The 25,097-nt window shown below is 40.9% G+C and carries 22 protein-coding genes and 2 pseudogenes; 13 read left to right on the top strand and 11 right to left on the bottom strand.

Annotated features, from left to right (window positions below):
- The first annotated feature begins 4 nt into the window (after positions 1-4).
- A complete protein-coding gene (locus tag A7967_RS16550) occupies positions 5-1,543 on the top strand; it encodes a catalase (protein WP_054452216.1) in 1,539 nt (512 codons plus the stop codon).
- Between the two features lie 105 nt (positions 1,544-1,648).
- Positions 1,649-2,170, top strand: a complete 522-nt coding sequence (locus A7967_RS16545) for an ankyrin repeat domain-containing protein (protein WP_054452218.1) — start codon at positions 1,649-1,651, stop codon at positions 2,168-2,170.
- A gap of 44 nt (positions 2,171-2,214) precedes the next feature.
- On the opposite strand, the gene A7967_RS16540 is transcribed toward A7967_RS16545, so the two are convergent.
- On the bottom strand, positions 2,215-4,716 hold the full coding sequence (locus A7967_RS16540; protein ID WP_064435877.1) for a S8 family serine peptidase: 2,502 nt from the start codon (positions 4,714-4,716) through the stop codon (positions 2,215-2,217).
- Positions 4,717-5,293: 577 nt separating this feature from the next.
- Here A7967_RS16540 and A7967_RS16535 point away from each other — a divergent pair.
- Genes A7967_RS16535 through A7967_RS16520 form a run of 4 tightly spaced genes read left to right on the top strand, consistent with a single transcriptional unit; the run spans position 5,294 to position 8,461 of the window.
- On the top strand, positions 5,294-6,808 hold the full coding sequence (locus A7967_RS16535; protein ID WP_064435876.1) for a curlin: 1,515 nt from the start codon (positions 5,294-5,296) through the stop codon (positions 6,806-6,808).
- A 56-nt stretch (positions 6,809-6,864) separates the two neighbouring features.
- Entirely contained in the window at positions 6,865-7,245 is a 381-nt protein-coding gene (locus A7967_RS16530; RefSeq protein WP_231658990.1) for a curli production assembly/transport protein CsgE, read from the top strand.
- A 16-nt stretch (positions 7,246-7,261) separates the two neighbouring features.
- Complete coding sequence (locus tag A7967_RS16525) at positions 7,262-7,675, top strand: curli assembly protein CsgF (protein WP_054204189.1); 414 nt, start codon at positions 7,262-7,264, stop codon at positions 7,673-7,675.
- On the top strand, positions 7,676-8,461 hold the full coding sequence (locus A7967_RS16520; protein WP_064435875.1) for a CsgG/HfaB family protein: 786 nt from the start codon (positions 7,676-7,678) through the stop codon (positions 8,459-8,461).
- A 72-nt stretch (positions 8,462-8,533) separates the two neighbouring features.
- Here the strand turns inward: A7967_RS16520 and A7967_RS16515 are convergent, their stop codons facing one another.
- The 7 genes and pseudogenes from A7967_RS16515 to A7967_RS23415 all read right to left on the bottom strand — a co-directional run bounded on the left by A7967_RS16515 (position 8,534) and on the right by A7967_RS23415 (position 12,308).
- Positions 8,534-8,905: a hypothetical protein gene (locus tag A7967_RS16515; RefSeq protein WP_064435874.1), complete on the bottom strand. Its 372-nt coding sequence runs from the start codon at positions 8,903-8,905 to the stop codon at positions 8,534-8,536.
- A gap of 17 nt (positions 8,906-8,922) precedes the next feature.
- Positions 8,923-9,399, bottom strand: a complete 477-nt coding sequence (locus A7967_RS16510; RefSeq protein WP_054204155.1) for an HIT family protein — start codon at positions 9,397-9,399, stop codon at positions 8,923-8,925.
- A gap of 36 nt (positions 9,400-9,435) precedes the next feature.
- Positions 9,436-10,128, bottom strand: coding sequence for a helix-turn-helix transcriptional regulator (locus A7967_RS16505; RefSeq protein WP_054204154.1), 693 nt, complete (start codon positions 10,126-10,128; stop codon positions 9,436-9,438).
- Positions 10,129-10,291: 163 nt separating this feature from the next.
- Positions 10,292-10,402: pseudogene (locus A7967_RS23570) on the bottom strand (trehalase family glycosidase); the annotation flags it as partial.
- Positions 10,403-10,602: 200 nt separating this feature from the next.
- Positions 10,603-10,668, bottom strand: a pseudogene (locus tag A7967_RS22840) (Mobile element protein); the annotation flags it as partial.
- 274 nt (positions 10,669-10,942) lie between these two features.
- Positions 10,943-11,401: a hypothetical protein gene (locus A7967_RS16495; RefSeq protein WP_064435872.1), complete on the bottom strand. Its 459-nt coding sequence runs from the start codon at positions 11,399-11,401 to the stop codon at positions 10,943-10,945.
- Positions 11,402-11,432: 31 nt separating this feature from the next.
- Positions 11,433-12,308: an RHS repeat-associated core domain-containing protein gene (locus A7967_RS23415; RefSeq protein WP_064435871.1), complete on the bottom strand. Its 876-nt coding sequence runs from the start codon at positions 12,306-12,308 to the stop codon at positions 11,433-11,435.
- Between the two features lie 514 nt (positions 12,309-12,822).
- On the opposite strand from A7967_RS23415, the gene A7967_RS16485 reads away from it, so the two are divergent.
- Together A7967_RS16485 and A7967_RS16480 are read left to right on the top strand one after the other, a co-directional pair.
- On the top strand, positions 12,823-14,919 hold the full coding sequence (locus tag A7967_RS16485; protein ID WP_064435870.1) for an LruC domain-containing protein: 2,097 nt from the start codon (positions 12,823-12,825) through the stop codon (positions 14,917-14,919).
- Positions 14,920-14,928: 9 nt separating this feature from the next.
- The gene (locus A7967_RS16480) at positions 14,929-15,396 is read left to right on the top strand and encodes a hypothetical protein (RefSeq protein ID WP_054204149.1); all 468 of its coding nucleotides are present in this window, start codon (positions 14,929-14,931) and stop codon (positions 15,394-15,396) included.
- 29 nt (positions 15,397-15,425) lie between these two features.
- Here the strand turns inward: A7967_RS16480 and A7967_RS16475 are convergent, their stop codons facing one another.
- Genes A7967_RS16475 through A7967_RS16465 form a run of 3 tightly spaced genes read right to left on the bottom strand, consistent with a single transcriptional unit; the run spans position 15,426 to position 17,102 of the window.
- Positions 15,426-16,070 (bottom strand): GDSL-type esterase/lipase family protein, encoded by a 645-nt coding sequence (locus tag A7967_RS16475; protein ID WP_054204148.1) that lies wholly within the window; start codon positions 16,068-16,070, stop codon positions 15,426-15,428.
- Complete coding sequence (locus A7967_RS16470) at positions 16,071-16,595, bottom strand: DsrE family protein (RefSeq protein WP_054452237.1); 525 nt, start codon at positions 16,593-16,595, stop codon at positions 16,071-16,073.
- A 42-nt stretch (positions 16,596-16,637) separates the two neighbouring features.
- On the bottom strand, positions 16,638-17,102 hold the full coding sequence (locus A7967_RS16465; RefSeq protein ID WP_054204146.1) for a flavodoxin family protein: 465 nt from the start codon (positions 17,100-17,102) through the stop codon (positions 16,638-16,640).
- A 216-nt stretch (positions 17,103-17,318) separates the two neighbouring features.
- Here A7967_RS16465 and A7967_RS16460 point away from each other — a divergent pair, with 216 nt between their 5' ends.
- From A7967_RS16460 to A7967_RS16440, 5 genes are all read left to right on the top strand, one after another.
- On the top strand, positions 17,319-18,788 hold the full coding sequence (locus A7967_RS16460) for an SWIM zinc finger family protein (protein WP_064435869.1): 1,470 nt from the start codon (positions 17,319-17,321) through the stop codon (positions 18,786-18,788).
- Positions 18,779-20,317, top strand: coding sequence for a DUF5691 domain-containing protein (locus A7967_RS16455; RefSeq protein ID WP_064435868.1), 1,539 nt, complete (start codon positions 18,779-18,781; stop codon positions 20,315-20,317). The genes A7967_RS16460 and A7967_RS16455 overlap by 10 nt, the downstream gene beginning before the upstream one ends.
- A gap of 100 nt (positions 20,318-20,417) precedes the next feature.
- Entirely contained in the window at positions 20,418-21,497 is a 1,080-nt protein-coding gene (locus A7967_RS16450; RefSeq protein ID WP_054452242.1) for an ATP-binding protein, read from the top strand.
- A 9-nt stretch (positions 21,498-21,506) separates the two neighbouring features.
- A complete protein-coding gene (locus A7967_RS16445) occupies positions 21,507-23,852 on the top strand; it encodes a DUF5682 family protein (RefSeq protein ID WP_054204142.1) in 2,346 nt (781 codons plus the stop codon).
- Positions 23,849-25,072, top strand: coding sequence for a VWA domain-containing protein (locus tag A7967_RS16440; RefSeq protein WP_054204141.1), 1,224 nt, complete (start codon positions 23,849-23,851; stop codon positions 25,070-25,072). The genes A7967_RS16445 and A7967_RS16440 overlap by 4 nt, the downstream gene beginning before the upstream one ends.
- The last annotated feature ends 25 nt before the right edge of the window (positions 25,073-25,097 follow it).

Here is a 25,097-nt window from a genome sequence, read left to right as displayed (position 1 = left end):
GACTATGAATACTCAATTAAACAAAATTAAAAATAAACCAGCACTAACACTGAGTGCACTTGCTTTAGCCATTGCGCTTCCAACAAGTGCCAGCACAACATTAACCAAAGACAACGGTGCGCCAGTTGGCGATAATCAAAACTCTATCACCGCCGGTGAACACGGCAGCGTATTACTTGAAGACGTTCAGTTAATTCAAAAACTGCAACGTTTTGCTCGTGAACGTATACCTGAACGCGTAGTTCATGCCCGAGGTACTGGTGCGCATGGGGTATTTGTTGCGAGTAAAGAATTAGATGATTTAACTATTGCTGCCCCCTTCAGTGAAGCGGGTAAAGAAACTGACGTATTTGTACGTTTCTCATCGGTTATTCACTCTAAAGGAAGCCCTGAGACACTGCGTGATCCACGAGGCTTTGCTACCAAATTTTACACTGATGAAGGGAACTGGGATTTAGTGGGTAATAACCTGCCAGTATTCTTTATTCGAGACGCCATTAAATTTCCAGATATGGTGCATTCATTAAAGCCATCTCCTGTTGATAATATTCAGGATCCAAATCGATTTTTTGATTTTTTTTCGTATGAGCCGGGATCAACACACATGCTAACTTGGGTTTACAGTGATTACGGTACGCCAGCAAGCCTGCGTAAAATGGATGGCTGGGGCGTACATGCTTACAAAATGATTAATAAATCGGGCGATGTAAAATACGTTAAATTTCATTGGGTAAGCCAGCAAGGTATTGATAATTTAGACGCTAAAGCCGTGGCAAAAGTACAAAGCCAAGATTTCCAGCATTTAACCCGTGATTTATACACCGAAATAGGCAAAGGTAATTTTCCAAAATGGGATCTTTACATTAAAACATTAGATCCATCACAACTTGATGACTTTAATTACAACCCATTAGACGCCACTAAAATGTGGTTAGATGTCAAAGAAACCAAAGTCGGTACTATGACCTTAAACCGTATGCCAACTAACTTTTTTCAATCTACTGAACAAGTTGCAATGGCACCTGCCAATATTATTCCGGGTATAGAGCCATCTGAAGACCGTTTATTACAAGGGCGTGTATTTTCGTACTCAGATACACAAATGTACCGCTTGGGTGCTAACCACCAGCAATTGCCAATAAATCGTGCAAAAGTGGATGTTGTAAATTACAACCAAGACGGCGCAATGAATTACGGTAACACGACGAGCAACGTGAACTACCAACCGAGTCACGAAAACGTCGCTGAAAACCCTACCGCTCGTAGGAGCCAAACAAAGCTTCAAGGCTATGTACAACAAGCCGCTATCAAAAAGCAGCAGAACTTTGCTCAAGCTGGCGTGTTATATCGTGGCTTTAGTAAGCAAGAGCGTACTAACCTCATCAATAACCTAGCTGGTGATTTAGGCAAAGTACAAAACAGCGATGTGAAACACAAAATGCTCAGCCATTTTTACAAAGCCGATAGCGAATACGGCACCCGTTTAACCAAAGCCGTAAACGGTGATATTAAAATGGTTAAACAACTTGCAGCTACCTTGTAAATAGCCAGTTGTTTAAGTTAGTCCCAACTAAACGAACACTTATATAAGCAACCACAACTATGAGGAAGGGGGTAAACTCTCTCCTCTTTTTAAAAGGCGACTGTTATGCGTAATTTATTAATTATAGCAACTGTATTAATAAGCTTTACCAATAGCGTTAATGCTCAAAATACAACAGATACACAAATAACGAGTACGCAAGCTGAAAACCACAACTCGCCACAAGCACAGTACGATAGTTTACTCGCTTACTACTTTGCCGCAGCACGTACCAACGATACCGACGTAATTGAACAATTTGTAGAGGCTGGTATTCCTATCAATAGCTATAACATTAAAGGCTACACCGCGTTGATGATTGCCACTTATCATGGCAATAAAAACACGGTCAACACGCTTTTACACTTAGGCGCTAATGCCTGTTTAGAAGATAACCGTGGTAACACAGCGCTTATGGCTGCAATTTTTAGAGGTGAATTTAGTATCGCTAAAACACTCGTATCACTTGATTGCGACAACGCACACCAAAACAACGCAGGTCAAACAGCTGAACAATTTGCACATACCTTTGGCCAACAACATGTAATTGAACTATTAGCAGCAACTAATGACAAAAGCCAACCATAAAAAAAGCCCAGCGGGGAAACTGGGCTTTGAACAGTTCAAAAGTTTTAGTTAAATGTAACTGTCACTGTGTTCGAACATGCTGACTCAGTAACACATACTTGATAGTCGTAACTATCTAATGTTGCGTTACGCTCAAAATCACGATAGCGACCATTGTCAGATACTGTGTCTAGTAACTCACCATCACGGTATATGCTCACTTGCTCTGCAGCGACTGTTGGCCAAGTAAGATCAACTCGCATCGTACCCAAGCGTGTTTTATTAGCTCGTTTTAGTGAGAGCTCAATTTCAACATCAGTTACTACCACTGTTTGTGTGAATGTATCGGTGAGTCCTTCACTGTCAGTGGCTGTCAGTTGCACTTCATAGCTACCAGCTTGTGCAAATGCATGTACAGGGCTGCTGTCTGTTGATGTATCACCGTCACCAAAATCCCATGCCCAACTAACAATATCATTATTGCTGTCAGTACTCGTGTTGTTAAAAGTCACCATCAGGCCTTGTGTGTCAAACTCAAAACCTGCTTGCGGAGGTTGAGGGCTCACTTCACCAATGGCACTAAAAGTAATAGACCAATTGTTTAATGTGCCAGTGTCTGCTGAAAGCGTATCTTCAACATGGAGAGTCCAATCACCTGTTGCTACTTCACCATTAAAATTAGCGAGTGTATAGCTTTGTACTAAGTCATCAGCTCCGCCTCCGGTTTGACTATGAAGCGTTGTTGCAGTACCTGCAGGTGAAGTAAGCGTTACAACCAAATCACCGATATATGTGTGTGAAATATCAATATTCGCTTGCGTTGCAAATACCGTTAATGGGTCAGCAACGGTGATCACGGAATCTATCCCATCAACATTACTATCAGGAATATCAATAGATGTGTCGTTACTGTAAGTAAAGTCATTTAAACCAACTGGATCAACTAATAAACTTACCGATTTTTGCTTCGCCAGTTCGCCTGAAGACGCATTCACAGTAAAGCTATAGCCCCCCCATTGCGTCGACTCTTGAGTAGGTACTGACAATGTAATAGCTTCACCTGGCATAGCAGTATTAGCAGATAAACTGGCACCAACTAAATCACCCACAAGTTCAAGGTTAACAACACCATCCCACTGCGCGATTGACCCAATCTCAAATGTATAGGTTGCCACATCACCCGCGGTTATTTGCTGAGAACTTGGCGTAACTGATAATTTAAAGCTCGGCGTAGGATCTGCCTGCTCTAACGCTTGGTTCGCGTTTAAGCGTTTACCCGATACGGTTTTACCTTGCAGTTGTGCATTGTCATCACCACTGTCCATTAACAGTTGTTTGAGCTCACTGGTTGAAAGATCTGGATTGATCGATAATACCAATGCAGCCACACCCGCAACATGAGGTGTTGCCATTGACGTACCTGAATAACTTGCGTAACCATTACCTGGGACAGTTGATAGAATGGCGCTACCTGGCGCGCCTAAATCAACAGTCGTTGCACCCCATTGTGAAAAATCAGACATATTATCGCGACTATCAGTACTAGCTACGGATAACACACTTTCGTGCTCATAATTTGCCGGATAACTTGGGTTTTGATCGTTATCAACAGCATCATTACCCGCTGCTGCAACAAAAAGGATGTCGGCTTGTTCACTGGCTGTGATCGCATCAGCAAGTGCCTGACTAAAGCCACCACCGCCCCAGCTATTATTAAGCACACGAATATTTACACCGTCATTTTTTAAACCCACCATGTAATCAATACACTTGATTGCATTAGAAGTTGAACCACTACCTTGTGCGTCCAAAAACTTACAACCAACAATTGCAGCATCATGGTTTACACCCACTACCCCGTTATTGTTATTACCTGTGGCACCAATAGTACCTGACACGTGCGTACCATGGCCTTGATCATCCATTGGATCACCTGCACTAGTAATCGCATTAATACCGTAAATATCATCAACATAACCGTTATTATCATTATCAATACCATCACCTGCAATTTCACCTGGGTTAACCCACATGTTTGCAGTTAAATCACTGTGACTATAATCAACACCAGTATCAATTACACCCACAACAACATCTTTACCACCCGTGGTAATAGACCATGCCTCTAATGCATCAATATCGGCATCAGCAGTACCACCCGTTTGTCCTTCATTATGGAGGCCCCATAATTGTGAAAAATCAGGATCATTGGGTGTATTAGCAATACTTACACGGTAATCGGGCTCAACATACTCAATCGCGCTATGCGTTTGTAGTAACTTGATAGCCTCTTTGGTACTCATTCCTGTTACTTCAAACTTAGCTAAACGCCCTGACAAAATAGACGAATAATTATCATCAACTCCATCTTTATTCAAATCACTGATTTTAGCCTTTACCAAACTACGCGCTTGTAACCGAATAGCCTGTGACGTACCTTTTTTATACATGACTAACAATGAGTCTTGGCTCGCTTGAATAGAAGACTGCGCAGAAATATTCGTTACTTGTGCTGCTGCAAGACATGGCAAAATAGCCAAGCTTAAAATAGATAATTTAGTTTTCATTTACTGTATCCATAGTTAGAAAAATTAACTCAATGCAAAAGTGCAACTAAGTTTTGTTAACTTCACTACTTTGAAAAATATTACATGGCAAGATCAATAAATGACCACAAAAAAGAAAACACACAAGAAAAATTATGACCGCAACTGTAAAACCATTCTTTAACATGGGTTTTACCCATAACCTTAAAGAAAACCCATTCATTTTTACTGGTAAATCTATAGCTGCTCGACTACGCCAGTCTCATCATTTTTTACCAGTTACCAACAACAAAAACTTAACAAATTAGCAACATCAAATTAAGTCTTTGAAATTAAATGAAAATAAAAACCCTAAAAAAAGATGATTTAAGTCATTTCGATAACACAATACAGTAAATCGTCAGTTGATTTCGGCTCGCTTTTAAATAACACACAATACAGCACCGCCATCAACATAACTCTTCACCTCTTTGATGAATGAGTATTTTGCTCTTGATATTACAAAACTTAAATCGGCAAGGCATGCCGAACACAATGCAGGAATTGGCGGTATACCCATCAAGTCACTGCGCTAATAATTATAAGTTAAGGAAAAATCATGACATTGAAAAAATCTTTATTAACATGTGCAATCGCAGTTGCGTTGAGCTCAAGCTTTGTTGCACACGCAAGTATAGAAAATAAAAATCAATCAACTTCGGTACTAGCAAGCCAAGTCTCAAGTACTGCGGTAGGAAATGTTCTAACAATTGAACAAACATCATTACAAGGTATAGGCAATGATGCCACCGTAACACAACAAGGCGATGGCCTTGAGGCTAACGTAAAAAGTTTAGGCGATAACAACAGTATTACGGTCGATCAAAAACAAATTCAAAATCTATCACTAACTTACACTGTCGGTGACAACAATACGTTAAACCACAGCCAAGACGGTGAACTCAATGGCGCATTATCAGACGTAGCAGGTAACGACAACACGATTGATGTCGCCCAATATGGCAGTGGCTTTTTTGGCATTAATAATGAAGCTATCAACATCATCCAAGGTGATAACAATGATGTTGCAGTTACGCAACAAGACGGTGGCCATTGGTTCTATAATCTAGACTTACAAGGAAACGATAATACTCTTAGCGCATCACAATCAGGGTTATTAAACGAAGCAAAAATTGCATTGATCAGCGGTGATGAAAACTCAGTTGAAGTCAATCAAATTGGTCTGTTTAATGCTTTTGCAATTGACGAGCTTGTTGGCAACGAAAATGAGCTTTCAATCGACCAAGATGGTAATTTCAATGACGTTACAATCACTTCACTGCGTGGTGATGATAACCGCTTAGAAGTAGAGCAAGCCGGTGATTCTAACAAAGCAACTTTCGCTGATGTAGAAGGCGATGACAATAGACTCTCAATAGATCAAGAAGGTAATAACAACGTATTTACTTCTGATTTATTTGCAGGCACTGATAATGATGTATCAGTAAATCAACAACAAAATGACAACCAAGTTGGCGTTGATGTTGTTGGTGATAATAACGAACTCACCGTTGTACAAAACGGTTCTACAAATGAAACATATTTAGGTGTTATTGGTTCAAATAACGAATTCATGAGTAACCAAATTGGTAATGAAAATAGCGCACACATTGCCAACTTTAATGGCGAAGGTAATGATGTAGACCTCGCTCAAGCGGGTGATATGAATACCGCGTTAATTCAGTCTTCGTACCCAGATACTACAATTGCATCAAATAACAACGACATCAACATTTACCAACTAGGCACTGCGAATGAAGCAGTTGTTACTTTTGGTAGCGTAATTGATAGCAATAACAACAGCGTTGATTTTTCTCAAAACGGTGAACTCAATGCGATTGATTTAGTAATGGAAGGTAATAACCATTCAATCGATATTTCCCAAGAAGGCGACATGAATATGGTGGCTGGAATTGGTAGCGGCGCATTTATTATCGGCGGCGATAATATCAATTTCGAAGTTACTCAAGTAGGTAACGGTAACCTTGTTGAAGGATCAATCATTAACTCAAATAGTTCTGTGATCATCACCCAAGTAGGTGATTTCAACACAGCAACCATTACACAAGAGTAAGGATATAGGGGGGTTATCGCCCCCCTATACGTTATACCATGTTAATTAAAACACTTATGACTTCATTTAGCTTGCTGTGTGTATTGACCTACAGCGCTTTTTCTCATGGTGCTGATGAATTAGAAATAGATGGTTTGGTACTTGATCGCAGTATTAGCCGCTTTGGTCATCAATTTTATTTTGAATTTTCTAACTTATGGCGCGATCTCCCTTCAACTGCGGGTTTTAACGTCGAAATAAAAGAAACTGTGTTACCTCGCGCTGGCACTCAACTTACACTTATGATGAATAATCAAACTGTTTACGTAACCTATTTAGGACGTCGACTTGAACCAATTAGTGATCGCGTTGAGCACGCACTCTATGGCGTTATGGATGCAATGGCACGCTCAAATTTACACAAAGCTTCGCCAGATATGGCAAAAAACGGATGGTAAAATGACTCCCAATTTTATGAAATATATAATAACAATTATTACAACGGTTTTTTCTTTCACCTTGTGTGCAACCGAGCTTGTCTATACCCCAATAAACCCTAGTTTTGGCGGTAGCCCATTAAACGCTAATATGTTGCTCAATAAAGCGCAATCACAAAATAAACATAAAGCCCCGATTATAGAGCAAAGTTATGCTGAAAAATTTCAAGATTCCTTAGAGCGTACGTATTTAAATCGTATGGTACGTGAAATCACAGATATTGCTTTTGGCGAGGATATTGATGACAGTATTTTTAATCAAGATTCTATTTTCTTAAGCGGGGATTATGAGATTCAAGTGATCACTAGTACTGTTGATTCAATAACAGTACGTATTACCAACACCACTGATGGCAGCATTGTAGTTATTGAAGTCCCGAGGTTTAGCTAAATGAAAAAATTATCAATTACAGCATTTGCCATTGCATTATCTGCTCTTTTATCAGCATGTAGTAATGTGGGCCACTTGATCCCACCATCTAAAGAGTTAGCCGCTACTTTAGCACCTACTGATACCTTTACAGCACTGCAACAACTCCCTAAGCCAGCAGGTAGCATTGCCGTTTCTGTGTATTCGTTTCGCGATCAAACAGGTCAGTATAAACCACAAGGGAATGTGAGTTCATTTTCTACCGCCGTCACGCAAGGTGCAAATTCAATTTTAATGCAAGCACTGCATGAGTCTGATTGGTTTATCCCTGTTGAACGAGAAGGCTTACAAAATATACTAACAGAGCGAAAAATCATTCGCGCTTCTCAAGCAGATCAACCCAATGCTGTTGAACTCCCACCTTTAACGACGGCAAAAATAATCTTAGAAGGGGGTATTATTAGCTACGACACCAATGTAAAAACAGGTGGATTTGGCATGGAATATTTTGGCATTGGCGCATCAGAGCTATACCGAGAAGATGCAATCTCTATTTATTTACGCGCCGTAGATGTACGTACAGGACAAGTTTTACTTTCGGTTGCTACAAGCAAAAAAGTACTTAGCCAAGAAATGCGGGCAGGCTTTTTCCGTTATATCAGCTACAAACGTTTAGCCGAAGCTGAAGCAGGCTACAGCGATAACGAGCCAATGAGTATTTGCGTCACTCAGGCAATTGAAAAAGCCCTCAGCGATTTAGTCATTAAAGGCATTGATAAAGGAATATGGGCAACAAAGCGTAGTTAATCTTTCCCCAACAACAGCCTTAGTAAATAGTTAAATCTATTGCCAAGGCTGTATCTAAATAGATAATCTTCGCTAGTAGTTATTACCAACTGCAATGCATAATCCTGCGATGCAAAAAAAGAATATCCACGACAAATGCTTACCTCGGGTAAACGTTAGCGACATAATACCACTTAGGATAAATACCACAGCAATAATATGCTGAATATCAATGCTGTAATTGCCGCTGGGGTACAGTATAAAGTAGATGATCGCCGCAAATCCCCACCAAGCAATGGTAGTTAAATGCCAAGCGAAACGTAATACACGCTTTGTAAACCAATCACTGCCAAGTAATTTTGGTAAATTGTCGCGTTTAAATAAGCGGATCAAAATATACTTTTCACCCAAGTATGAGTGAACTATTCCGCAAAATAACAATAAAAGTGCAGCTGCCTCTAACATAATGATCCTTCAGTAATCTAACAACTAAAACGTGGCACATGATCTTGAAGTAACTTGGCTAACACAGCAAGTTCGCTGTCATCAGCACGCTCGCAATCATGAGATGATAAATAGCCTTCATATTTTTCTATAAAGGGCCCGAATGTTGGTTCTATATGATGAAATTCAGATCCACTTCCCGTACCATGCATAGGTGATAATTTACTATGTAGATGATCAATTTCATAGCCTTCTAAAAACATACCTGTTCGCCCTACTCCATCGAGTACAGAGTCTAAAATAAGCGCTACTTTTTTAGTTGCGACTATAAGTTTTTCAAGAACTTGATCCGGTTGTGCAAAGGCATAACTTGAAAGGTGCTGTTTAGGGATCACAACCGTGGCCCCTTTCGTGTTTGGGTAAATAGTTAAAAAAGCCAAATGTTCATCGTCTTCCCACACTTTGTGGCAAGGTTCTTTGCCAGCGACAATATCGCAAAAAATACACGTATTCATGCTATTTCCTATCTACTCAATAACTATAAAAAGCATTTAATCATGCAACGGCAATCTAACCGCCATATAACGCTGTGCCCAATTAGCAAGTTCAATACGATTACGTGAGCTGGTTTTTTTAAACGCACTATACAGGTGCGTTTTCACCGTGTGATCACTGATATTTAATCGATCAGCAATATCATGATTACTGGCACCTTGAGCTAGTAAGTATATAACTGATTTTTCACGTTTAGTTAAATTAACTAATTGCTCGTGTGTGCTATCGATATTGAGGGTATTTGACTGTTCATTATTTGTGACCATCGCGAGGATTTCAATGAAAGTAGATGAAATGATCTTACGGCTAAACCACAATTCATCATTAATTATGCGGACTAATCCTTTAAATACATTTTCTGGTGCGTCATGATCATAAAACACACCTTTAAAATTATTAAGCAATAGGTTTTTTTCACATGTTGCATCAGGATTAGCATTAAAAACAATAACAGGGCGTAATTTTGCTAGCATAATTAAATCAGCGGGCACTAAATCTTGCCAATTACTGCCGGCACTGTCGACTAAATAAAGGTCAAAATCATGGCGCTCACTCGTATGCGGCAAGCAGTCTTCCATTTTAACCTTGCCAAAAAACGCCTCTAGTATTTTTATCAAGTAAGAGTAGCTTTGTGTTTGAGGGCGTACGTTTTGAACTGTTTTTATAAATACAGAAGTCGGTTGAATCATCTGCTTTCGTCCTTGAAATATTTTATTCACAATACCCAATTAAATAACAACATTCAACCGTTATCTATTGATTAATACTATGATATATATAGTGTTTACAAGGATAGACGTCTAGCTATTTAGATTGAGACCGCAAAGTAATATACTCTACAAATATAGTTTATTAAGAACCAGCCAAAAAGACTAACCTATAAAACCGCGAAGTCACGCCATTTGTCCAGCCAAACCTTTGCTGTACACTGTATTCACCGCCACCAGCACGGTTATCTGGTTCGAATAAACTAGACAGCCACTTTAATTGAGTAAATAAAACTGCGCTACTAAGTTTACTCTTTTGGGCTAAAAGTTTATCTCTTCTTGCATTCAAGTATCAAACTTTAGGATGGGTGTCATCTTTGTTTGCAAAAAATACAAACTTTAGGGTGGGTGTCCTTTTTATTTTTTTTTTAGGATGAGTACAATCTTTATTTCTCAACGTGAAATGCAGTGATAATACTTTGTATCAACCAAACTTACTTGGCGCTTTCTTGCAGTTGCCATGCATCAACCTGTTCATTTCTAATACTAATTAAAAGCCAGTAAAAAATATGAAAAATACAAACTTTAGGATGGGTGTCATCTTTATTAATTTAGGGCGCGGCAACGTAATAGCCATTAGACGCCGGATATATGTCATAGGACCGTTACCTTTATTAGTAAAAACTCGCTGGCGCGGTGATCATCATGTAATAACAAAAATGTACTGTAAAAGAATAAAAAACCACCTGAAAATTTGACTCAGGCGGAGTGACCATATATGTCATCTTTATTTACATTAAAACTTTTTAAATATTTCACCAAGACATTCGGAAGATACTCCCCTTCCTCCACCAAGGTTTGTAGATTCCCCAGCTTCTACATTGGTTAAAATATACTCAGCCCCCAGAGCAATCTCACCTGAGGACAATTCTGCATAAGAAATATTGTGGATCGTATTATCTCCAATAAAGCTAACTACTTCCCAATTCACCTCTTCTCCAAATCGGTAGTTAGGAATTTTAGTCATTTCTGACAAACAAACTTCAACCTCATCAAGTATAGTTGTATTTCTCGTTGATCTAAGACTATTGCCTTTCATGCTAGCCTTTAAAGCTACTTCTTTTAAGTCCATTTCCTTCAAATCGGAAATAGCAGCATTTTTATCAAATGAACTAGATAATGTTTGATATCCAATTAAGCTTGCAACAGTCAAAGCTCCAACAACCTTTAATATTTTTGTATCTTTATCATTCATACCGAAGTTATTTACATCCCCATATCTATATCTAGTCCTTCTTGAATATTGGTGGCGATAGCACCCATAGTAGACTGTATTGCTTGACCTGCGCTTTGCAAGCCATTACTAACTCTTGCCCAGTTAAGGAACCTACCACTGTGGCTTGCCCTGTACCAGTGTGGATAAACCCGTTAGCTTGCGGTGTTCCTTCTTCGAGAGATAATTGCACACCAACCTCAGGGGTTGGCCCCAATGTTGTGTTACCAGCTACTGTACCAACAGCTCCAGCACCACCTTGTCCTCCTGCAATCATATACTCACCATTTAACGCGGTTTCATATCCACCTGTCATTGCCCCCATTTCAAAACCAGCGCCAGCTGACGGTGTTCCAGTAGAAGAACCTATTTCATGCGAGGTATAAGTTCCAAATTTGATTCCGTCAAACGAAACGTCGAAGAAAACACCACCGGCATTGTCACCGCTAACCCCAGCATTTCCGCCTCCAGTAAATCCAGCATAAATAACAGCTTCCCCATCAGGATCTACGTACTTGTATGGGTTATTATTTGCATATGCGTATCTGTTAAATCCGTGAATACCACCTAACCCAGATAAATGCTCTAAAGTACCAACCGGATCACTACTGTAAAACCGGCCTATAACTGGATCATAGTATCGTGCCTGCATATAACTCAACCCTAAGTCGGTGTCGAATTTATGCCCTGTGTACCCTACGTCATCTTTGGGTGCTTCTATCGATTCACCAAATGGGCGGCTGTGCTGTCGGCTTTCATTCACTGTTTGCGGTGTTACGTCTCCGTACTTGGCAATCAGTTTTTTACCTAAGTAAATATAGTTAGTGCCGTTGCCTGTTATGGTCTCGCCTTTTTCTCTGTACAGTAATGTACCACCTTGGCTGTACATTGAATAGCTGGTGCCATTGCCATCGCTCTGTTTTACGCGGCGGTTGTGACCATCATATAAATAGCTATTACCTTTTGCTGTAGTAAGCTGGTTTGCCGCATTAAAATCTAAACTATATGCACCGTTGTTAGTAATATTTCCGCGGGTATCATAGCCTATTGAGCCATGCCGACCACTTACGCCGGTTACACTGCTTAAGCGATTTTATAAAATAACATTTTTAATCAATTGTTTTACTTAAATAAAAATGACAAGCATATATTTTTAGCTGCTAATTACTCATCAGGAATAACATTACCCCTTGCGCGCTGTTAACTGTATTACTCAGAGTTGAGCTATCTAACTGGAATATCAGGCGGATACAAAGCAAACCTGGTTGAGTAATTGAGTCGCAATTCGTATCGCAAATTGCAAAAACATTGATCAGCAATGCCACAACACTTTGAAGTATATAATAAAAAAAGTTGGCTTGAGTAATGCACTTCCAAAGTAGCTTACCCATTGGAGTCTTTATATGAAAACTAAACAACTTTATGTAGCTGTCACTTTGGCTCTATTGAGTTTGGATTTACACGCAGATCCTTTTACGACTTGTCCGTCAAAAGCTTTTTTAGTACAAGAGTCAGTTGCTAAATTATATGGTGTTAACTTAGCAACTGGTAGCAATGCTGTTTTAAGTGATAATTTAGGCACTACTGGCAAAATCAATGGGTTGGGATTTAATCTACATGACCGATATTTATATGGCTGGGGATACGACGCAGCAACCATAGTAAAAATTGGCAACGACTTTCAAATGATTCCATTAGCAGTTGCTAACACACCCGCAAGCACTAACTTTTATGTTGGTGACGTTTCTGTTCAACAAAATTATTACTACAGCTATAGAAAAGGCGCTAGCTATGGCCTTTATCGTACTGATTTAGATGAAAGTAGTAGCGACTACTTAATTATGAATCTGGTTGTTTCTGGAGATTTACTCAATTTAAACATCTTTGATTTAGCATTTCACCCTGATGCAGACTCAAACCCTAACGCAGACCGTGCTTATAGTGTTGATAGTAATGGTAATTTACATAAAATAACTATCCAAAAAGATGGCTCAACCGCAGTATCAACCAATTTAGGTAATGTGGGAGTGTCCGGTACATTTGGTGCAGTTTATTTTGATGTTGATGGTAATTTTTATATCAGCAGAAATAGTGATGGTCATGTTTTCAGAATTGATGTTTCAGCAGCATCACCTAATGCAACGCTGTTTGCTTACGGGCCAAGCTCTTCTAATAACGATGGTGCAAGGTGTGCGACAGCACCGATCATAGATGAAGATGACACCACAATTGATTTTGGTGATGCGCCAACTAGCTATGGCATTTCATTAGCTGATAACGGTGCAAGACATGAATTTGATGAAAATGGCATTTTTCTAGGTGATATTGTCAATGGCGAACCTGTACCTAAATCTACAGATGATAGCGATGATGGCGTTCAATTTGTCACAGCCTTAGAGGCTGGCCTTGATAGTTTAATTATTGTTAAAGCATCAAAAGAAGGTTATTTAAACGCTTGGTTTGATTGGGATAACAATGGCAAGTTTGATGATACGCAAGCGATAAGCCAGCACTTATTGGTTGAAGGGTTAAATGCAATATTAGTAGATATTCCAAGTAATGCATTTGTAGGTGATACATGGTCAAGGTTCAGAGTATCAAAAACAGCTGATATAGGCTCTATTGGCGGGGTATCTGATGGTGAGGTTGAAGATTACCCAATTAGCATATCAGATCCAGGAATTACCAGTATTAGCTATCCAGGGGCAAATGATTGGGTTGCATTGGCTTATGAGGATTTATGGCCTGAAAAGGGTGATTATGACTTTAATGATGTTGTTGTTAATTACCGTACAACCACTGATTTAGTGGGTTCTGATGTTGTGAGATTTACAGTAGAGGGCACGTTAAATGCTGTTGGGGCAAGTTATCATAACGGTTTTGCTGTGCGCTTAGATTCAATATTGTCTAGTAACATCAATGAAGATTTAATTCGTTATGAAATAAACGGTGTGCAGCAAACTAGCTCTGCGATCGAGCCAGGGCGTAGTGAGGCTATCATAATCGTTATGGCTGATACTAAGAACTGGTTTGAAACCTCAGCGTCATGCACATATTTTAGAACACAATCCGGGTGCGAAAACAGCCCTAAAGTTAGCTTTAAAGTGACAGTGCCTTTAATTACACCTGTGGCAAGTGAAAGCGCTCCATCCGCATTATTTGACCCCTTTATTTTTGCTGTAAATGGTTTTTATCATGGCCCATTTGTCGATGTTAACAATGCTAGAAGTTGGGAAGTACATCTTAAAAACCAATCTCCCACAGAGGCTTTTGCAATCTCATATGGTCAAGCCGATGATAACAGTGGTTCAGAAATGTATTATCAAACAGCACAAGGGTTACCTTGGGCATTAGAAATTGGTGTGAACTGGTCTCATCCTAAAGAGGGCGTTGATCTACTGAGTGCTTATCCGGATTTTGCTGAGTTTACACAATCATCAGGATCAGAAAAAACAACGTGGTTTAATACCTTTAGTGAATCAAAAGTCATCAATAATTAGGAGTTTAATATGAAAAATTTAATCATGACTATTTTGGCGGCAACAGGGTTTATGTTACAAGGCTGTGGTGGTGGATCGGATGATACAAATACATCAACTCCTATTCAAGGAGAAACGCCTGCACCAGTTTCACCACCAGTTGTTACGCCGGTTTCAACAGCTGATTTAGTCGCAACACCCGAATTTGATTTTTCGACGCAATTTGAATTACTAATAGACGTTAAATTGACTGAGATATCTCAACGAGCGTATTTAAATGTATGTGTTAAACCTCAACTTGAGCAACCTGTAGACTATAATAACTGTATTTATAGAAGCCCGATCAGCAGCTTAGGCATTAAAAAATCTGTAACAATCGCTAATAGTGAAACAGAGTTAGTGGCATTGATATGGTTTTATGATGGCAGCACTGAACCTCTCACTTACCAATGGATGTATGAATCAGGCCAAACAGAGCAAAGCTTTATTGTTCGATAAACTCTAAGGCGCGTTGCTACTATTTTAATTTAGTCACTAATTAAAACAGCCCGCCTTAAGTAACCTGAGTATTGGTAAATAAGCTCAAATACAGCATTTGCTAGCTTTTTGTGCTCTGTGGCTGGTAAATGAATTCCCTCGTTTTTACAGGGTGTTATTAATGTGTGACCGTCTAAAAAAAGGCAGTTGTGTGCGTGTGCTATACGCCTACACTCGTGAGATAATTGCACGGCTTTAGCCTGTGCGCCTGCGTAAATGCGTTGGTATTGGCCTACTTCAAACACTGTAAATGGGCTAATAATAACTAAACGCGGTTGAGGTGTTGATTGATAAAACAACTCAATTTCATTAATAAATTGCGCTAAACCTTCAGCAATTTTCTCTGCTGTTAACGCAAAGCGTGCTTTTAGATCATTCGTACCCAGTTGTATGATGATTACATCAAGCTGATGCGCTTCAAGATAAGGCTTTAAGTACGTAACCCCTGATTTGTTCCCGGTAAATGGTGGGTTATTTACAAGTGTGCGGTTAGGTTGGCCTGCTTCAATTACTTTATGTTCGTCCCCGATCGCTTGTTTGAATAATGTAGGCCAACGTTCAATTTCAGATAAACGCGAGCCATCTATTGCTGAAAGCCCAAAGGTATTTGAATCACCAAAACACAAAACATTCATTTAAAACGGGTTCAAGGTATAACCTTGCTGCTGTAATTTTGCGTGAGCGGTCATTGCTGATAGCGACATTTTAACACCTTGGATAAGCTGCTTTTTAGCTACTTTCATATGCGTTGCCGACTGGCCGCATACATAAATGTCGGTGTTATTAGCAAGTAATTGCTTTATAAGTGATTGGTTTTTGTTACCTACACCAAAACGCTGCGTGTAAAAACTGTTTTCAAGCACATCAACACTGGCACTGCCATGAACAACCAAAGCAAGCTTGATATTGTCAGGGTTAACGCCATGCGCCACATGCATATTAATAAAACGCGCCAACGAATTTATATGGTTATTTTGCTGACCTTTTTCAGCACCCTCACCTACATCAAAAGCTATTTTAAACTGCGCCTGCTTTAGATCAGATGTGTGCTCTGTAACATTATAAAAAAAGCCAAAATCTTTAATAACAGGCTCGGGTTCCTGTGCTGATACTGCGAGGCTTGTTAAAAGTAGGCTAAAACCCATAAATAACGTTTTCATAAATTACCCTTTTTTGTTTTAGCCTACCCTGTTTAAAACAGTTTAACTAGCTTGAATATGTGAATGTGCTTTAAACGTCATGCCTAAATAGTTAAAGGTATGTTTAAACATATCTATAAATGCAGATGGGGCCTCTGCTGAGGCTGCATTTGAGAGTAAAGAGTAATGCTTTTGGCGCAATGTTCTTAACTTTGGCTTTAGCGCCTCATCATCCATGTAATCGGTTATTCTATCCATAAACGCTTTCATTTGTGGGGTCGTGTTGTACCAGTAAACGGGGGATGCAAATACCCAATGTTCATAACGTAACAGCACTTCGAACAAGTTATAAAAGTCGTCATTGTTATATTGCTTATCATATCGGTAAGGGGCAATAACATAATCATCTAAACAAAAAACAATGCCGCTTTTTTGTTTACTGTATGCGTTCACCTGCGCTGTTGTATTACCATTTTTTCGGCCACTTGAATAAATAATCGCTGTATTATGTACTGATTTTTGTTGCATTGGGTTAACTCCTTTTTAATGATGCAACCAAGCATAAAACCTCAAGCTAAGTTAAGGTCAACAACTATTTTTTTACCTTTTTTAGGCGCTATTTGTGATCAATTTTTTACTTTGATGTACCTATATTAACTATTAGCGTATTGTATTTACGAGAATTATAGATAAACTGGCGCTATTAACCTTATTTCACATCAGTAATGTAGTAGGCGTTTTATCATGGAAGTATCCGACACGCTCGTGCAAGAGTTGGCACCCGATCAGCCATCAATTAATGCCGCAAAAAAATTACTCAAACCCGCCAAGTGGCCAGTGCTTGGGCAAGCCCAAGACGTAAATACAATTTGGGGAGAGTGTCAGGGCTCAGGCTCCACACCCTACTACACTATGGCTGATGTGAGCGATCACGGCTATAAATGTACATGCCCGTCGCGTAAGTTTCCGTGTAAACATGTGCTTGCGCTATTTTGGCAGTTTTCTGACTTGCCTGATAACTTCGCTAAAACTGCGCCGCCACAATGGGTGAATGACTGGTTAGGCAGACGCAGACGCTCCACCAGCACAACAGACGAAGCCTCTGCGCAGGACAACGCAGCAAAAATAAGTAAATCCGCCGCCCCCCTTTCATTGCATAAAACCAATGTTGAGAAAGTACTCACCGATGAAGAGCTCGCTAAACGTGAAGAAGATAAAGCTAAACGCGCAGCGCAAAATCGAGCCAAAACTCTCGATTCAGTGGCACAAGGGCTGACTGAGTTACAACAGTGGATAAACGATCAACTTAGCAGTGGCATTGTACAGTTTTTAAAAGACAGCCGAGATAAGTGCCGCCAAATAGCGGCGCGTTTAGTTGATGCCAAAGCAGCAAACTTGGCAGCAAGAATTGACGAATTACCAGCAAAAATACTGGCTCACCCGGTGCAACATCAACCCAGCGCGGCGCTCCAAGAGCTCGCTAAATTAGCGTTACTCAGCGAAGCATGGCTAAGTAACCCGCAAGACATTGATGCCTATCGCGGTGTTGTTAGCAGCGAAAATCGTGAACAAGTACTCAGCCCCAATACTGATGAAAATAGCACTCAACCGCTCACTATCAATGGTACGTGGCAAGTTATTGGTGAAAAATCACAAATGCGCCGTAATGGCTTACTAGCGTCTATGCGCTGGTTAAAGTTACTCTCGCCAAGCGATGAACAAACATCGACTCCTGCAACTGCGATTGCTATGTTGCTCGATTTTATTCCTGTAAAAAGTGGCAGTAGTAAAACGCAAAGTGCGCTGGGGAAAACCCTAAAAGGTAAAGTAACTTTTTATGCTAGTCGTATGCCATACAGGGCTATTTTAGGTGAGCATGAATACATACCCCAAAGCCCAACTAATCAGCAAATGAGCCACACACAAGAACCACTTCAAGATTGGCGACTACATTTTTTGCAGCATCATGCCCAATTGCCATGGCTTGAAGAAGTGCCTTTTATTACCCCTGCAGGGCGTATTAGCCAAGACAAGTCAGGTCAATACTGGTGGCAAAATAACACTAAAACAGTGCATTTACCTTTAATAAATGAAGTGCTAGACCCTTTAATATTGGGAAGCCAGCTTGATACGGCCTTTGTATTACTCGATGGACAATTTGCTGAGTTAATAAGTGTTGAAACAGCATCATGGGGCGTTATTTTATGTCAGTAACTATCATCGACACTCATGCTAACGAAATCGAAGCGCGTAATGAGCAGCTTAATTACGCATTGCAAGCAGCTCAAAAGCTCGAGAAAAAATGGCTCGTTGGGCATGATCAAATCAACCTAGCTGAACTCCCCGATGATTGGCAAACATTACTAAGTGCGATAACACCGAGCAAACAAAACATGTATGCGCTGATACTTTCTCAGCAACAACAATTGATTATGCACTACCCATCACCCGAGGCGGAGTTAGTATCAGCACCTGATATTCCGACACTTGCACTCCCGTGTATTACAACCTCATTGCGGCCTCTATTTAGCCGTGTAATGACATTTTGTAAACAACAAACAAGCTCAGGGTTTGATGCCGTACTTAATTTACTTGCTAGTCGTGGCGTATGTGCCCATCCAGCCGATTGGATGCCAACAAAACACTCAGACTCTGTGCCCAGTATTTATTTACCTTGGGTATATTGGTCTAATGATCAATTATGCCAATGGCAAGCGCAGCAAAATACAGCACTTGAACAACTACAGTGGGACGACCTTTACCCAGCAGAAAAACGTGCCCGCTTAACCCAACTTAGGCATACAAACCCACAACTAGCAGCGCAGTATATTCATCAGGTTGCAAAAACTGAGTTAGCAGAAAATCGGCTGCGTTTGTATCACATTTTAAGCATTCATTTAAGCCATCAAGATCAACCCCAATTACAAGAATATTTGACCGATAAATCAAAAAAGGTGGTGGCCTTTGCCAAACAATTACTCGCACGTTTAGCTGTGGATGTTGACGATACCCAAAGTGATCAACACGCACAAGAGTTAGCACCTTGGCTAGAAGTAAAAACCAAAGGTTTGTTTAAAAAAACCACCATAGTATTGCCCGCAAAACTCAAAAGTAAAACACAACAGGCCATGCGAACCGAGTTTATTGCTGAGGTTTCATTAGCAGCATTAGCAAAAACACTTAACATTTCGGTTACACAGCTATGCAACGGCTGGCAATTTGATCAATACCGTGAGCAAGATAATATTGGCTTTATTAACAATGCGTTTGATTCCCTGCCAGAAACAACACTCAATGACTTTATAACCCGCAGTTGTGATGAACTCTTCACGCACAGCTTGTTATGGTATGTACTGCGTGGCGTTAAATCTCGTTTATCACCGCAACATGTTGCCACTGTTATTTATACGCTGCTTGAAAAAAAGCATATGCACTTCAATTTTGGCAATTTGCTGTCGCTCATTGATTCGCCATTAACAGAGCTAACTTGGCAACAACTAAGCCACACTCAAGCTTGGGCACAATTACAGCAAGATATTAAACAGGAGCTCACTGATAAACATTACCTTGAGCATTACGCCATAATGAGTGAGTTATTAGCACTTGGGCTATTTTTACCCCAAGCACTGGCACAGCGAATTTACGATGGCGTGATTGCATTAGGTGTGATGCCTGCAGATCCCATGCTAGACGCACTTAAACTTAATGTTGGCTTAGTCGCTGTAAAGGCACAAACACCATGAAATTTAATAAAAGCCAAGCCGCACAGTCATTTTACAACCCTTTATTAGCCGCCCTAAATATAAACAGGACGCGCAACACACATTATTCAAGGACACTATAATGAGCGATATCCTTCGTTTACCCGTTGAGCAAGTATACCAAAGTGAATTAGATGCATTAAAAGCGGACGACACTGGTAATAAACCCTATAACTGGGCAATGTCGCCACAAGCAGTGGTTACTTATTTAATGGGTGGTAAAACTGCATCGGGCGTTGATATTTCAGCAAAATACATTGGCCACCGCCGCATTATAGAAACCGCCGTTGCCACGTTGGCGACCGATCGCGCATTATTACTTTTGGGCGTACCTGGTACAGCCAAATCATGGGTGTCTGAACATTTAAGCGCAGCCATCTGTGGCTGTAGTACCCAAGTTATCCAATGTACCGCTGGCACAGACGAAAACCAAATTCGCTACGGCTGGAACTATGCGCAGCTATTAGCACATGGCCCGAGTAAAGAAGCCCTCGTTGCAACGCCACTATTGCGTGCAATGGAAAATGGCAGCTTGTGCCGCTTAGAAGAGCTAACCCGTATGGGCTCTGACGTTCAAGATACCTTGATCACCGTACTATCAGAAAAAATGCTCCCAGTACCAGAGCTAAACGATGCCATATTTGCACAGCGCGGTTTTAATATTATTGCCACCGCGAATAACCGCGATAAAGGCGTTAATGAACTATCATCAGCGTTAAAACGTCGCTTTAATGTTGTGGTACTGCCGCTGCCAGATTCGGTTGATCAAGAAGTCGAAATTATTAATAAGCGCGTTGCTGAAATGGGCCAATCGTTAGATTTACCAGTACCGAAAAACACCGCTGACGAAATTGCCAAGGTTGTTGCCATTTTTAGAGAGTTACGTGGCGGCGAAACGCTCGACGGTAAACTCACATTAAAAACCCCAACCGGGAACCTATCAACCGCAGAGGCTATTGCCGTTATGGTTGGCGGGCTCAGCCAAGCAAACTGGTTTAGCCAAGGCCAGTTAACCGCTGCCGAAATTAGCCAAAGTATGCTTGGTGCAATTGTGAAAGACCCCGTTCAAGATCGCGCCGTATTAGAGGAATACCTTGAAACTGTGCTCAAAAAGCGTAAAGGCTATGAAGACTATTACCACCATTTAAATCAGGTGCTATAAGGTTAACTAATGGCACATTCTGATATTCATTATTTTGGTATTCGACATCATGGTCCGGGCTCAAGTAAGCGATTACTTGCCGCCCTTGAGCAGCTGCAACCACAGTATATATTGATAGAAGGCCCCGCTGATTGCAGTGATCTTTTACCATTATTAGCGCATCAGCAAATGAAACCACCCGTGGCATTGCTAAGCTATGCGGTAGAGCATGCACAAAGCAGCATTTTTTATCCCTTTGCTGAGTATTCCCCTGAATACCAAGCCAGTGTCTGGGCAAAGCAACAGCAAATACCCAGCGCGTTTATTGATTTACCCATTGCAGTGCGCTTAGCACAAATGCAAGCTGAGCAACTACACAGTGAAGATGAAGAACACACCAACGCTGAGCAACTCACACCAAATAATAATCAAAGCGATGGCAAAAGCGATGATCAAAGCAATAACCAAGAAAATACACCACAGTTAACCGCACTCTTACGCGATCCCATTGGTGTCTTGGCAAACATTGCAGGCTATCAAGATGCAGAGGCTTGGTGGAATGACCTTATCGAGCAAAATCGCGATGACAGCTTAGCTATTTTTGAACAAGTTGAACATGCAATGACTGCACTAAGGCAGCCTGTCGCACAAGATTCGCCAGAGCTGGCACATGATCATCAACGCGAAGCATTTATGCGCTTAGAAATAGCCAAAATAGCTAAACTATGCGACGGCCCCATTGCCGTTATTTGTGGTGCTTGGCATGTACCCGCACTTAAAGCCAAGCATAGCGCTAAAGATGATCGGGCATTAATAAAAGCCCTCCCTAAAAAGCTTGCAGCCAGTAAACATAAATCCACTTGGATCCCGTGGACTTCAGCACGTTTAGCCACGCAAACAGGCTACGGCGCAGGTGTTGCTGCACCTATGTGGTATCAGCATTTATGGCAACATCGCCAACAGGATGATCATATTGCGCCTTGGTTAGTGTTTATTGCACAAAATTTACGAGAGCAAGGGGCCGTTATTTCAACTGCATCAGTCATTGAAGCCCAGCGACTTTGCCTAAGCTTAGCCGCAGTAAGAGACAGGCCACAACCAAGTTTTGAAGAAATCACTGATGCGGTTATAAGCTGCATGTGTTTTGGTGAACACGCCTTGTGGGAACAAATACATAACACCGTTTTACTGGGTCATCAGGTTGGGCAAATTCCTGATGATACTGATTTGGTGCCACTGCTTGAAGATTTACAAAAGCGCCAAAAAAAATACAAACTCAAACCCGAAGCCCTCGCACGCGAACATTCACTCGACTTGCGCAGTGATATTGGCCAAAACAAATCTATTTTATTACATCAACTGCAGTTGTTAAATGTGCCATGGGGCGAGCTACTTGACTCAGGTAGCAGCCGAGGTACGTTTAGAGAAAAGTGGCGCTTAACCTGGCAGCCTGAATTTGCTATTAAACTCGTTGAACATATTGTTTACGGCAGCACCATAGAGCAAGCCGCCAATAACAAAGTGATGGCGTCACTAGCAAAAGAACAAAACTTAGCCGTGCTCGCCGATTCAGTGCTTAACTGTTTAACTGCCAACCTTTCACAAGCCACTGAGTTTGGTTTAACCCAGTTAACACTGCGCGCCGGCCAAGTCAGTGACTGCAATGATTTACTTACCAGCATTGCGCCCCTTATTGATATAAGCCGTTATGGCAGCGCTCGTACGCTTTCTTTGAGTCAAATAGATGCACTGATCGAGCGTTTAGCAATTCAAGCAGCGCTTGCTTTGCCTTACGCGTGCCGTAACTTAAATGATGAAGAAGCGCAGCACGTTCAGCAAAATATTAACAGCGCACATCGTGCCTTAGTGCTGCACCTTGGTGATACCGACATTTTAGCTAAATGGTGGCAAGCAATAGAGGCTATTGCTCACAGCGATCAATCTAGCTATTTACTCATTGGTTTATGTGCACGATTACTTTATCAAAATGAGCGTTTAAGCCGTGAGCAACTAAGCACCATGCTTGATAAAATGCTCTCCCCTGCGTTGCCACCGGCTCAAGCTGCACGATTTTTTGATGGCTTTTTTACAGATTCGGTCGACCAACTGCTATACGACTCACTGTTACTCAACGCCATAAATAATTGGTTACTCCAATTAGAAGAAACCACCTTTGTTGAGTTTTTGCCTTTGTTTAGGCGGGTATTTTCAAACCTTGATGCAATGGAGCGTAAACGCTTGTTCGATACGCTTTTTAATAACAAAGCACACGCCGAGATAGTTCAAAACATCGATACAAATCAACATACATATTGGCAGCAACACATGGAAAAACTGGCTAAACTCGCTCAACGCAATAAGGATTGGTTGGCATGAACGATAAAACAACCTTAACCGAGCCAAACTCAGTGACAGAACAATCATCAACTACATTGATAGATGAAAAATCACGCCGCTGGCAATTAGCACTGGGGGTTGATGACGATCAACAAGGCACATTAAACGACAGAGATAAGCGTTTATCTGGCGCACTTTCAGCCCTTTATAACGCAGAGCAAAGTACAGCGCGTGGGCGCGGGAGTTTAAGCCGCTCAGCCCCTAAAATTTCAAAATGGCTTGGGGATATTCGTGAGTTTTTCCCAGTTCCCATAGTCCAAGTGGTACAACGCGATGCATTTGAGCGACTCGGCCTAAAAGAAATGTTAATGGAGCCTGAGTTTCTTGCCGCCATTGAAGCTGATGTGCATTTAGTGGCTGATTTAGTAAGCTTACGCTCAGTCATGCCTGAAAAAACCCTTGATACAGCGCGTCACGTGATCGAAAAAGTGGTTAATCAATTACTCGCCAAGCTTGAACAAAAAACAACCGAAGCTATTCGTGGTGCAGTTAATAAATCCAAGCGCAGCTTTCGCCCTCGTTTTAGTGACATAGACTGGCCGCGCACTATTAACGCTAATTTGCGTCACTATCAACCAAAATACAACACTATAGTCCCAGATAAACTCATTGGATTTATGCGCCAACAACGTCGTTTAGCCGATCTTGATGAAGTGATTTTATGTGTTGATCAATCAGGCTCTATGGCAACGTCTGTGGTGTACAGCTCAATTTTTGCCGCTGTTATGGCCTCTATCCCTGCGGTCAAAACAAAATTGATTTGTTTTGATACCAGTATTTTAGATTTAACTGAAGACTTGGCAGATCCCGTTAGCGTATTATTTGGTGTGCAATTAGGCGGCGGGACCGATATAAATCAAGCTATTGCTTACTGCGAAAAACAAATTGAACACCCCAGTAAAACGCATTTGCTGCTTATTTCTGATTTATATGAAGGCGGCGACGCAAGTCAATTAAAACAACGTATTGCTCAATTAATAAAACAAGATGTTAATGTCATCACCCTACTTGCCTTAAGTGATGACGGGCGGCCCGCGTACGATAGCGACATGGCAAGCGAGTTTGCAACATTAGGTAGCCCGGTATTTGCCTGTACGCCAGATCAATTTCCTGATCTAATGGCCACCGCCTTAAAGCGCGAAGATGTTATGGCATGGGCGGCAGAGCAAGATATTAAAGCCATTAGGCCACACGAATAGCAATACACTGTGTTTAATTTGAACC

This window comes from Pseudoalteromonas neustonica (assembly GCF_001653135.1).
GTDB lineage: Bacteria > Pseudomonadota > Gammaproteobacteria > Enterobacterales > Alteromonadaceae > Pseudoalteromonas > Pseudoalteromonas neustonica.
Note: the sequence above shows the minus strand (reverse complement) of the source record. Positions and strands in the feature narration are given on the sequence as shown.